The organism is Pseudomonas sp. NPDC089734 (assembly GCF_044748865.1).
Taxonomy (GTDB): Bacteria; Pseudomonadota; Gammaproteobacteria; order Pseudomonadales; family Pseudomonadaceae; genus Aquipseudomonas.
The window spans coordinates 1-12,142 of record NZ_JBIVGV010000014.1 but is presented as its reverse complement, the minus strand read 5'-3'; the positions used below and the strand labels follow the sequence as shown (position 1 = coordinate 12,142).

Sequence of the window (12,142 nt, the reverse complement as noted above, 5' to 3'; positions counted from 1 at the left end):
AGGGGACCGAACTTTCCCTTACGGGGGGCCGTTTGTCGTAAAGGCGGCTTTGCCCGCGTTCAACAGCACGACATCGTTCTGTGGCGTGTGAACCCGACCGCATAACACATTGCGGTAATGGCGCTGCAGCGGATTGCTGCGTGACAAGCCCGGATTGCCTGCGGCTTCGATGGCCAGCTCCACGGCACGGATGGCATGGCCGGTCACCAGGTATTTGATCTGTGCGGCATGGGAGGTTGCCACCTGGCCCTGAGCAGCCGTGTGCAGCAGGGTCTGATTGGCAAACAGCAAGGTATCGATATGGCCTACCGTTTCCTGGAATCTCGGCAGGGTCGACAGAGGCGCTCCCAGATTGGACGGCTGCCGCAGCGCCAGCCATTGCACCAGCCAGTCCCTGGCCGCATGGGCAATGCCGTCATAGACGGCTGAGAGCAGCACGGACATCCACAGCAGGCCCGAAGCGTCCAGTTCCGGCTGGGGTGCACTCCAGCGGCTGACACTGACCGCATGTTCCAGCGGCACCCGTACATCCTCGAAAATCACTTCATGGCTGCTGGTGGCACGCATGCCCAGGTGATCCCAGTTTTCGACGATGCGGATACCGGGCGTGTCCTTGTGAACCAGCCAGGCCCCCACCAGTGGATCGTCATCGTCGCTGCGCGCCCAGACACTGAACCAGGTCAGGCCATGGCTGCCGGTGGAGTAGATCTTGTGGCCGCTGATGTGCCACCCCTGCGCTGTACGGCGGGCAATGGTGGCGGGCAGACCGCCACGAGCGGGCGTGCCGAGGTCAGGTTCTACCCGCAAGGCATTGATCAACGCGCCTTCGTTTACGGCCTGTCTTGCGACCTGTATGCGCAAGTCCCGGGGCCAGCTCTTGTTGTCCTGCAAACGGGCATGCTGGATGTATTGCATGACCAGAATCAGCGCTGTGGACGGTTCTCCCCGGGCGACGGCGCTGATGGTCTGCAACGCCTGAGTCAGATCGGCCCCACCACCGCCCAGCTCAACGGGGACGGTCAGGCCCAGCAGACCCTGCTCGTGCAGCAGGCGAAAGTTGTCGTGGGGGAATTCGCCGCTGACATCGTAATGCTCGGCTGTCTCGGCCAGGGCTGTGGTGATCCGTTCCAGGCGTGCCGTGAAGGACTCGTCCGGAGCAGGGCCGTTCTGGGGACGCAGCAGGGAAAGGCTCATGCCACGGCTTCCTCTCTGGAACTTGCCTGTTGAACATGGCGGTTGACCGGTACGGACAGGCCGAAGTGTTCGCGCAGGGTGGCGCCTGTGTATTCACGGCGAAACAGACCGCGTTGCTGCAGCAGCGGTACGACCTGTTCGGTAAAGGATTGCAGGCCGTCCGGCAGCAGCGAATTGATGATGAAGCCGTCGGCAGCGCCTTGTTCAAACCAGGTCTGGAGTGCATCGGCAACCTGTTCGGGCGTGCCCACGAAATCACGACGCGGGCGCGAGAAGTGCAGGGCGACTTCACGCAGGGTCAGGCCTTCGTCCCTGGCCAGTTGCTTGATCCGGTCGGAACCGCCTTTCTGGCTGTTGGCACCCAGGTCGCCGACATCGGGGAACGGTTCGTCCAGGGGGTACTGGCTGAAGTCGTGATCGTTGAAGGGGCGTCCCAATGCCACGATCGCATCTTCGATGGACACCAGTTCCACCGCCTGTTGGTAGCGGCTTTCCACGTCGGCTTCATCACGCCCGACGATGGGACGAATGCCCGGCAGAATCGACAGCTTGTCCGGATCGCGTCCGAACCCGGCTGCGCGTCTTTTCAGATCCCGCGAATAGGCCTTGGCCTCTTCCAGGGTTTCGGCGTGGACAAAAATGGCATCGGAGTATTCCGCTGCGAAATTGCGTCCGTCCTCGGACGTGCCTGCCTGAAACAGCACCGGATGCCCCTGGCGGGAGCGGGAAATATTCAGCGGTCCCTTGACCTGAAAGAACTCGCCCTGGTGATTGAGCGCATGCAGCTTGCCGGGAGTGAAGAATTCGCCGGTCTGCTTGTTGCGTGCAAAGGCATCGTCCTCCCAGGAGTCCCACAGCCCCTTGACCACCGAAACATGCTCTTTGGCGATGCGATAGCGAACCGGATGCGGCGGATGCTCACCCTTGCTGAAGTTGTCGGCGGTGCCGCTCAGCCATGAAGTGACCACATTCCAGCCAGCCCGGCCGCCACTGATGTGATCCAGCGAGGCGAATTGGCGGGCGACCTGGAACGGTTCGGTGTAGCTGACCGTGACTGTCGCCACCAGGCCGATGTTCTGTGTGGTCGCTGCCAGTGCCGACAGGATGGTCAACGGCTCGAAGCGGTTCAGGTAATGGGGGCTGGATTTTTCGTGGATGTGCAGGCTGTCGGCGATAAACACGAAATCGAACTTCGCGGCTTCGGCGAAGGCCGCCTGTTGTTTGTAGAAACCGAAGTTGACGCTGGCATCGGCCAGCGCATCCGGATGGCGCCATTCGCCCCAACCGTGGCCGACGCCGTGAACCATGGCTCCAAGTTTCAAGTGTCGTTGTGTGCTCATGTCGTGCTCCTTGACCCTGTCATTAGCGGATAACTCTTGCTTGTCCGGTATGTGCGAACCGGCTGTCCTCGCGGATAAGTCCGCTCCTGCACTCAAATCACTCTGAAACCATGGGTTCCGTCGCGGGCCAGTTGTTCGACCAGGCCGAATTCCCAGTCCAGATAAGCCTGCATGGCTTCGCGTGGCGCGTCGGTGCCTTCATAAGGGCGGCGATAGCGATCGATTCGCGGCGAGGCCAGTCGGCTTTCCCCGTGCTCCAATGGCAGCCCGGCCTTGATCCAGCTGGCGGTACCGCCGTTGAGCAGAAACACCTGCCTGCCGGTCAAGGCCTCTACCTCGGGCACGACCAGACGGGCCAGGCGACTGCTGCCACAGGTCAGCACATAGCGTTCGGCAACCGGTACCCTGGCCAGAGCCTGTTCCAGATCCGAGCGCAATGCCCACCATGCGCCGGGAATATGCTGCTTGACGTAATTGGCGCTGGCGGTGAAATCCAGCACCGCGACGTTAGTGTGGGTTTGCCATTCGGCCAGCGTCTGCGGGCTGATCTCCTCGACCTGGGACGGTGTCGGAAAGGGGGCGTCCCAATCGCCTTGCGCACTGAAGTCAGCTTCTTGCAGGCCGTCGATCACGAAGACCTCCCAACCCAGTTGGGCCAGCCAGGACGCCGACATGTTGGCGCGTACGCCGTCATCGTCCACCAGCACGAGGCGCGCACCCCGCACGCTGGCGTAATGATCGGTTTCCTGGACCAGTTGCCCGCCGGGTGTGGAGCGGGCCGACGGCAGATGACCAGTGGCAAATTCTTCCGGTGTACGCACATCGAACAGGTAAGTGGTGCGGCTGGTATCGGCTTGCCAGCGTTGCAGGTCGGCCAAGGTCGAGCGTTGTACACCGGCCTTGTCTGCGACCTTGCGGGCATCGGCACTGGCCAGTTCGCGGGTGTCTTCGCTGACGGCGGCAAAGCGGCGTGACTGACCGTGGTCCAGTGTCTGCCCGGCCAGCAGCCAGCCGATGGTGCCATTGCGCAAGGCGCTGATCTGATTGGGGAGGCCGGCGTTGACCAGCGACTGGGTGCCGATGATGCTGCGGGTACGTCCGGCGCAATTGACGATGATCCGGGTGGCCGGGTCAGGAGCCAGTTCCCGTGCACGCAACACCAGTTCGGCACCCGGCACGCTGATCCCGCCGGGGATGCTCATGGTCTGGTATTCGTCGAAGCGCCGAGCATCGAGCACCACGACATCGGCTCTGGCGTCGAGCAGCGCCTTGACCTCTTCAGCCGACAGGGAAGGCGTGCCGCGATGGTGCTCCACAAGCTCCCCGAAGGACTTGCTGGGCACATTGACGTCGATGAACAGCTCGCCACCGGCATCGCGCCAGCCCTGCAAGCCGCCGCCGAGCAGTTTCACGTCGCTGTAGCCCAGTGCCTGCAAGCGTTGCTGCGCCACCGGTGCCAGGCCTTCGCCATTGTCATACAGGGTGATGGCGGTATCGCGACGGGGAATGCGCGAAAACACTTCCAGCTCCAGCTTCGACAACGGGATATTGGCCGCGAACAGCGGGTGGGCTTCGGCGAACGGGGCTTCCTCGCGTACGTCCACGAGTGCGGTTTCCCGGCGCTCCAGCAGCGCCTGGCGAATATCGGCAAAGGATCGGGTCGTTGATGTGCTCATGGGGCTTTGCTCTCTTTTGAAAGGTCCCAGATATTCGGGAGAAAGGCGTTGGAGTAACCGGAAATGAACAGTTTTTCGGTGCCGTCCGGCTCGTAGACGGCACGCTTGACCGCGCCGATGTTGGCGCCGTAGACATGAATGCTGATCGACACCCGATCACTGAAGGCATTGCTGACCTGATGGACATCGTTGCTGCGCGGCGACAGGGCTTCCACATGACCCGGCTCCAGACGAATCGCCGGGCCTTCGCGCTCCAGACGTCCATCGGGGCTGCGTGCAAAGCCTTGAGAGTATTCGGCACCACGCAACATGCCGATCAGGCCCCAGACGCGGTGGTCATGGATAGGCGTGCTCTGGCCTGGACCCCAGACAAAACTGACGATCGAGAAACGCTGGCGGGAATCGGCATGCAGCAGGAATTGTTGATAACGGGCCGGATCGGGAATCGTGTACGCGTCCGGCAGCCAGTCATCATGGCTGACCAATTGTGAAAGCAGCTTGCCGCCGCGATGTAACAGATCGCTCTCGCGGGGATTGCCGTCTATCAGTTCGGCCAGTGCACCGATGAAGGCTCTGAGTCGTTCCGGGTGTCGAAGCTGTGTCATATCCATTTCCAGAGCGTGGTTAAGGCTTGGATGGATATAATCATAATGCTCGTGTTTAATATGCTATTTTTTTATAATTAGGTTATAACGAAAAAATCTTTGGTGCATGAGAAGACATAAGCCTTTCATGAATGAATGTGCGTTGGTGGCGGGGAAGCCGCTATTCAGGGCCTGCAAATCGCACTATGCTTTTTGCCTATGTTCTTTTTATATTTTTATGTGCGGTCCGAATGAAAATTGATGATATCGATGCTTTCGTCGCAGTGATTCGCTGCCAGTCGATCAGCCATGCCGCCGATTCACTGGATTTGACCCAGCCTGCGATTACCCGCCGGGTGCAGAATTTCGAGCAGGCATTGGGCGTCGAGCTTTTCGACCGTAATACCAAGCCACTCAAGCCCACGCCCATGGGTATTCAGGTCTATCAGAAATGCCTGGCGATCCTGCGTGAAATGGATTCGCTGCGTGAACTGGTGGCCAGCGATACACCGCCCAGCGGTCTGTTGCGTCTGGGCGTACCGCAGACCATCGGCGATGTGGTGCTGCTCGATGCGCTCAAGCAACTGCGCGGTGAGTTCCCCGGCCTGCGTGCCCAGGTGGTCACCGGGTGGGGCAGCAACCTGATCGGCAAGATCGAAAATGGCGAGCTGGATGCGGCGGCAGCCTTGTTTCCGGCGGGCAAGATCTTTCCGGACAACATCATTGGCCAGTCCATCGGCAAGGTTGAACTGGTTGTGGTGTGCGCCAGGGAAGCCCTGCCGAAGAAGACCGGCAAACTGGCCGACTGCTATGAGCAAGGCTGGGTGCTCAACCCCGATGGCTGCGGTTTTCGCGCCGGCCTGCAACGCACCTTGTCCGATCAGGGGCTGAACCTGAAGGTCAATCTGGAAACCTTCGGCACCGAGTTGCAACTGGGGCTGGTGGCCGATGGCATGGGGCTGGGTCTGGTGCCGCGTCCCTTACTGGAGCGCAGCGCTCATCGCGAGCACCTGGCGGTCCTGCCACTCAAGGACTTCAAACCCGTGATGGACCTGTGGCTGGTCTACCCGCGCTTTCTTGGCAACCTGCAAGGGCCGGTGGAATCGTTCGGTCGCCTGGTGGCCCGCTCATTGAAGCAGGAACAGGCTGCGGCGTGAGGATGAGTCCAGATCACCCGCTGTCTTGGCACCGCGCTGCCGCGCAACAAACGGTAGGAGCGAATTCATTCGCGAAGCCGGCATTCCAGGCAATGTATTGGTTGCGGATTCACCGGCCTCTTCGCGGATGAATCCGCTCCTACGGATCAGTCCGGTTCGCTCCTACGCAAGGGTTTGTAAATCATGATGTTGCGTTTTTTTTGATGAGAGCGAAGGCCCGGTAAATCACATGCTCAGGCTACCTGCTCCCGCGTCTGACGCTCGCGCCGGGCCACCAGCTCCCGGGTCAGCGGGATCAGTTTCCTGCCGTAATCGATGGCATCTTCCAGCGGATCGAAGCCACGGATCAGGAATGTCGTGATGCCCAGGTCGTAATAATCCAGCAGAGCCTCTGCGACTTGCTCCGGTGTGCCGACCAGAGATGTGGAGTTACCTTGAGCACCGAGCAGACCGGCGATGCCTGTCCACAGGCGCTTGTCCAGACGTGCTCCCTGAGCGGCAGCGGCCAGCAGGCGACGTGAGCCTTCATTCGGTGGTTCGCGTCGTACGAAACCGTTGCTTTGGGCCAGGGCCCTGGCTTTTTCCAGAATGCTGTCGGCCCGCGCCCAGGCTTTTTCTTCGGTCTCGGCCAGAATCGGGCGCAAGGACAAGCTGAAACGAATGGTGCGGCCATGCCGGGCTGCTTCGGCGCGGACTTGTTTGACGATGTCTTTCACCTGTTCATAGGTTTCTCCCCAGAGCGCATAGACATCGGCATGCTTGCCGGCCACGGCAATCGCAGCGGCAGACGACCCACCGAAATACAGCGGGATATGCGGTTGCTGAGGCGACTTGACCAGCGAATGGGCGCCTTCGACCTGATAGTAAGTGCCCTGATGATCGAAGGGTTGATCGCTGGTCCATTCCTTGCGCACCACACTCAGGTATTCATCGCTGCGGGCATAGCGTTCGTCCTTGCCGATATGACTGCCATCGGCGCGCAGCTCCTGATCATCGCCGCCAGTGATGATATGCACGGCCGTGCGCCCGCCATTGAATACATCCAGCGTCGCAAACTGGCGGGCCGCCACGGTCGGAGAAATGAAACCGGGGCGGTGGGCTATCAGGAACTTGAGTGTGCGGGTGACGCTGGCGGCATGGGCTGCCACAAAGGCACTGTCGGGGCTGTTGGAGTGATAGGCCACCAATGCCCGGTCGAAGCCGGCTTCTTCATGAGCCCTGGCGACCTTTTCCACGTAATCGGGCTGAATGGCCGGGCCGCTGCGAGGGTGGATTTCCGAACCGGGCTGGGTGGCGATATAGCCGATGAATTCGATGCTCATGAAAACTCCTGTCAGGTGCTTGAGGTCCGTTCGACCCTGTCGTGCAGCACCATACGGGGAGGGGAGGCAGCCTGTGAAATTCGATTTTGGACTAAATTAATTATTAAAAAAATGCATTTTATGTATTTTTAATAATCAATAATTTAACTATTAGCTTATTGCCAAATAGAATTTCACGGATGTTTTTCATGTGAATAGCATGGCCGCAACGTCATCGGGCCGGGTTTTCTGTCGGCCCAGCCATGGAAGGAGGCCTCTATGCCTGAAAGAACCCTCGACCCCGCCGACGCTGGCTTTCTGATCGTCAGCAAGGCTGGGCAGGTCGATGCTGCATCACGTTCCGGGCACCGTCACTGGCGGGTCCCGGCTTTTATCGTGCGTTTGTTGAGTCCACTGGTTTTGTTGTTGCTCTGGGAACTGGCTTCCCAGACGGGGCTGCTACCCGCTCGAGTGATTGCAGCGCCCTCACAGATCGGTGGAACACTCTGGGCAATGATCGCTTCCGGAGAGCTGGGCAGGCATTTATGGGTGTCCTTGCAACGGGCGCTACTGGGGTTGAGCATCGGGGTCAGTATTGGTGTGGTGGCGGCGCTGATCACCGGTCTGTCCAGACGCGGCGAAGTGATCCTCGACTCGCCGATGCAAATGCTGCGCACCATTCCTTCGCTGGCCCTGGTACCTCTGTTCATCCTCTGGTTCGGTATCGGTGAGTTCACCAAGGTGGCGCTGATCGTGACTGGGACGACCTTTCCCGTATACCTGAACCTGTTTTCCGGCATCCGCAATATCGATCCCAAACTGATCGAGGCCGCCAACACCCTTGGCCTCAGTCGGCGCGAATTGATCTGGCACGTGATCCTGCCGGGCTCACTGCCTTCGTTTTTCGTCGGCCTGCGTTACTCGCTGGGCATCTCCTGGCTGGCGCTGGTGTTTGTCGAGCAGATCAACACTACGGCCGGAATCGGCTATCTGGCCAGCGATGCCCGGGATTTCATGCGCACCGACGTGATTGTCATCTGCCTGTTGATCTACAGCGTTCTCGGGCTTGTGATCGACGGCATCATCCGCACGCTGGAGCGCTATGCGCTGGCCTGGCGACCTACATTCGTGAGGAACTGAACATGGCTGCCCTGGACCTGCTGGACACGCATCTCACCACTCATGCAAAACAAACCCACAAGAGTCAGGCGCCCGCTCCTGTGCGATTACGCAACGTGGTTCGTCAGTTTGGCCAACAGCGGGTCATCGACGGCCTGGATCTGGATATTGCGCCCGGAGAGTTCGTCGCGCTGCTCGGTGCCAGTGGCTCGGGCAAGACCACCTTGCTGAGAACCCTGGCCGGACTGGACAGCATCGACAGCGGCGAACTGCGAGTGCCTGTCGCACGGGCGGCAGTGTTTCAGGAGCCTCGCCTGATGCCCTGGAAACGCGCCTGGAAAAACGTGACCCTCGGTCTGCGAAGCCGTGACGCCAGGGCACGAGCCGAAGAGGCCTTGACCGAAGTGGGGCTGGCGCACCGCATCAATGCGTTTCCGACCACCTTGTCCGGCGGTGAAGCCCAGCGTGTGGCTCTGGCGCGGGGGCTGGTCCGGGAACCCCAATTGCTGTTGCTGGATGAACCGTTTGCGGCCCTGGATGCCTTGACCCGCATCCGCATGCATCAACTGATCATTGACCTGTGGCGTAAACACACCCCGGCCGTGCTGCTGGTCACCCATGACGTGGATGAAGCCATCCTGCTCGCCGATCGGGTGATCGTACTCGCCAACGGCAGAATCGCCGACGAGATCCGCATTGAACTGCCTCGCCAGCGCGACAGTGGACAACCCGGATTCCAGAGCCACCGTGCCCGGTTGCTCGGGTTGCTGGGCGTTCAGAACAGCGCTCATGACACGCTACAACAGGACGCCAGCCTCACGGAGCTTCGCCGGGTGGCGAATGTACGGTGAGAGATTCACCACTCCCAGGCCCTTTCGGTGAACTCGGCAGTGGGCGGCAGGACGGTATGGAGAAATTGCAGGTACTGCTCGAAGAGCTGCTTGTCGGGGAAGCGGGCTTCAAAGCCAACGGTGATATCTGTGCAGTGAATGACGATCATGGAGCGTTTGCGATCTACGGTGACGAAGTTGTGTTCGCCCCATGGCCTGCTTTGTTCATGATGGATGGGGTTTTCCCAGTTCAACAGTGATCGTGCTGCCCCGACCGCCATCGCGGCAGGGCCGATCAGGAACAGCAGAGAGCCGGTGACGAGGGCGACACCGACGAAGAGCAGAATGGTGAAAATGGCGACGCCTTTGAAGAAGGGCGCCGCGAAATCCGGGTAGTGAATGAAGTACTCTACATACCCTTTTTGAGGGCAGATATGGTATTTGAATATGGTTTTTTGTCTGACTATAAGAATGATCAAGTAAGCTGAAAATGCGATTGCAGCACAGCCTGCTGCTATAATAAATCCTATGCTTTCAGGTAGGTTATCCCACAGTGCCCATGTGCAAAAAAGAAAAGGCAGGAGATTAGCCACGATGACTGTAATGTGGGCCTTTAATAGTTCCTTTGGTGAACAGGCAATGGTTTTTATGGTCCAGCTAATGATGATTTCGCTGCAAGGCAGTGAGGCGTTGACTGTGTTGTCGGTTGTTGTAGGCAGCATGGTAGTTGTTTATTCCGGTATGACAAGAGTCAAGGCGTTCTTGCGGGGTGTTTTACTGACTTCAAGGTTTGTGAAGGTTGAGCCGTCAGCCGTCATCTGTCCCTGATTGGTCAGTTCTAATTGATAGAGATAGCTGTGAATTTCTAATTCTGATGTGTTTTTTCTTGTTGAATACCAGATTTGTAGCTCTATATAGTCAACATCCTCATTAAGGGGGACCCAGACCTGCCAGACAATATCCTTCTCCATTGGATTGATTGGTGAGGACTGGTGTGATGGCATGTAGGAAGGGCGTTCATTACCAAGCTTGCCGAATTGATTGAGGGAAATGAACTCGCCGCGCTCTTCAAATAATTCAGTTAAATGATCCTCTTTTTGAACCGCTGACAGCGGACCGAAAGGTCGCTTACTGCTGATAACGTTAAGCTGAATCAGTTGGCCTCGTATGGCTTCAGGTAACAATAGCTGTATCCAGGCGCCATTCTGTATGGCCACCGCTATATAGTCACCCTTTCCTATATATTGTTGTTTATGAGTGGTTGTCCGTTTGATGAATATTTGCGGGCTTAGCTGGATTTCCAGTAAGGAACGTTTTTCTTCTGCTTCTTCCCCTTGGTTGTCATTGTGACGATGCTCCAGGGACTGTGACCAGCAACACTTTGTTAGCCACCAGCCAATGCTGTCTTTTTTAAAGTAATTCAAGGCAAGGCTGGCAATTAGATAAATGCTGCCTACTATCAGGAGGGTGACGGCAAACCATGGGCTCATGGCGATGTATATGGCTTGCTTGGATAGGCCTAAGGCTCCAACCAATTGAGCGAGTCCTCCAGCATCCATCATGAGAACAGCAATGCCTTTTATAACCAGGGTTACTTTCTCCTCAGAGGTTCTGGCACTGATGTAATCACCTCGTATGTCCCAAAACTCTAATGTTGATGCCACTATGGCAAACGCCCCCACAGCCCCCAGTGTCACCCTGAAGCTACGAACCGCTTCGCCCCAGACCGGATTTCCCTGCGCTTTCCAATAGGCGGCAGAGCGATCCAGAATGCCTACGTCATAACCTCCGATCAGCACCGGCTTCGCTTCCTTGATCACCGCCCAGGGCGCTTCGACAAATACGGCCATCAGCAGGTTGGCGCTGTAACCCAGGCTGTAGCCGACCTTGACGATATCCCTGGCGCTGAAATCGCCATCGCGGGTCAGGTCGTGGTAGAGCAGGGCGGTATTGATGAAGTTGAGCAGGATGACGCCCCAGGTGACCGCGGCACTGAAGCCGCCCAGGCGTTCGCTCCAGGCCTTGGCGCGGGTGTGCCAGTCCTTGGCGACGTCCAGGCCGGACTGGAAGAAGGCGCGGATTTCGTCCTGCAGCAGCCGGGCGTACTGGTTGTTCTGGAAGTCGAGCAGCATCGGGAGTTTCAGCTCGTGCAGGCGCAATGCATCCATCATGGTTTGCAGGTGGCGGGCGGTGCTGCGGCGGCTATGGGGTTCGAGGGGGTAGAGCCATCGACGTCGTGTCTCGGCAATCTGCCTGGAGAGCCGGTGCCATTCGCGTTTCCATTGCTGGAGTCGGGAGGCGATCTGCTCGTTGAGGCGGATTCGCTCCGGCGTATTGGCCAGGATCTGACCGATCAGCAGGTTACGGATCAAGGCCGCGATATTCTGATATTGGCCCCGGGCCAGACGGCTGTCGGTGGGCACCCAGGCCAGCAGCAGGGTTTCTGCCGTGGCCTTGCCAACGCCCATGGCCAGTTCACGCAGGGCCTTGAAGGTATCCCTGACCGGTTGTTTCAGGTTTTTCATCCAGGGTCTGTCGGCGAAATCCTTGTGGTTGAGTACGGCGTTGAGTTCTCCGGCGCGGGTGGCGAGGTTGGTGATGTCTCCCAATCCATTGAGCAGGGCGTTGGCTTCCTGGTGCAGGGCTTCCTTGAGTGCCGGAGAAAACCCGTAGCGCATAGTCCCGAACAGGCTGGTGGCTTTGGCGTCCTGCTCGATCAGCCAGGTGCTGGCCTGTTCGTCCTGGGTATACACGACCAGCAGATGGGTCATGACCATTTGCAGGTACAGCAGGGTGTTGGGGTTCGTGGTGTCGATGAACAGCCGCAGCGGTTCGTTGCCCAGGTGCTCGGCCCATGCCTGAAAGTCGGCCTGGGTATCGCGGATCTGCCGTAGCAGGCGTTCGTGGGTGGGCTGGTGTTCCAGCAGATAGGCGCGGGCCC

General features: G+C 58.7%; 9 protein-coding genes and 1 pseudogene. 3 read left to right on the top strand and 7 right to left on the bottom strand.

The window, feature by feature from the left end:
• Positions 1-18: 18 nt before the first annotated feature.
• The 4 genes from ACIPY9_RS17495 to ACIPY9_RS17480 form a co-directional block, all read right to left on the bottom strand.
• The gene (locus ACIPY9_RS17495) at positions 19-1,194 is read right to left on the bottom strand and encodes an acyl-CoA dehydrogenase family protein (protein ID WP_400703909.1); all 1,176 of its coding nucleotides are present in this window, start codon (positions 1,192-1,194) and stop codon (positions 19-21) included.
• Entirely contained in the window at positions 1,191-2,534 is a 1,344-nt protein-coding gene (locus tag ACIPY9_RS17490; RefSeq protein WP_400703906.1) for an LLM class flavin-dependent oxidoreductase, read from the bottom strand. The genes ACIPY9_RS17495 and ACIPY9_RS17490 overlap by 4 nt, the downstream gene beginning before the upstream one ends.
• A 92-nt stretch (positions 2,535-2,626) precedes the next feature.
• On the bottom strand, positions 2,627-4,210 hold the full coding sequence (locus tag ACIPY9_RS17485; RefSeq protein WP_400703903.1) for a rhodanese homology domain-containing protein: 1,584 nt from the start codon (positions 4,208-4,210) through the stop codon (positions 2,627-2,629).
• Complete coding sequence (locus ACIPY9_RS17480) at positions 4,207-4,815, bottom strand: cysteine dioxygenase (protein WP_400703900.1); 609 nt, start codon at positions 4,813-4,815, stop codon at positions 4,207-4,209. Before ACIPY9_RS17480 ends, ACIPY9_RS17485 begins: the two co-directional genes overlap by 4 nt.
• Positions 4,816-5,045: 230 nt before the next feature.
• On the opposite strand from ACIPY9_RS17480, the gene ACIPY9_RS17475 reads away from it, so the two are divergent.
• On the top strand, positions 5,046-5,951 hold the full coding sequence (locus tag ACIPY9_RS17475) for a LysR family transcriptional regulator (protein ID WP_400703897.1): 906 nt from the start codon (positions 5,046-5,048) through the stop codon (positions 5,949-5,951).
• A gap of 233 nt (positions 5,952-6,184) precedes the next feature.
• Here the strand turns inward: ACIPY9_RS17475 and ACIPY9_RS17470 are convergent, their stop codons facing one another.
• Positions 6,185-7,273, bottom strand: coding sequence for an LLM class flavin-dependent oxidoreductase (locus ACIPY9_RS17470; protein ID WP_400703894.1), 1,089 nt, complete (start codon positions 7,271-7,273; stop codon positions 6,185-6,187).
• A gap of 258 nt (positions 7,274-7,531) precedes the next feature.
• On the opposite strand from ACIPY9_RS17470, the gene ACIPY9_RS17465 reads away from it, so the two are divergent.
• The gene (locus tag ACIPY9_RS17465; protein ID WP_400703891.1) at positions 7,532-8,392 is read left to right on the top strand and encodes an ABC transporter permease; all 861 of its coding nucleotides are present in this window, start codon (positions 7,532-7,534) and stop codon (positions 8,390-8,392) included.
• A 2-nt stretch (positions 8,393-8,394) separates the two neighbouring features.
• Positions 8,395-9,222, top strand: coding sequence for an ABC transporter ATP-binding protein (locus tag ACIPY9_RS17460; RefSeq protein WP_400703888.1), 828 nt, complete (start codon positions 8,395-8,397; stop codon positions 9,220-9,222).
• Positions 9,223-9,227: 5 nt separating this feature from the next.
• Here the strand turns inward: ACIPY9_RS17460 and ACIPY9_RS17455 are convergent, their stop codons facing one another.
• A complete protein-coding gene (locus ACIPY9_RS17455; protein ID WP_400703885.1) occupies positions 9,228-9,923 on the bottom strand; it encodes a permease in 696 nt (231 codons plus the stop codon).
• 9 nt (positions 9,924-9,932) lie between these two features.
• A pseudogene (locus ACIPY9_RS17450) lies at positions 9,933-12,142 on the bottom strand (hypothetical protein); the annotation flags it as partial.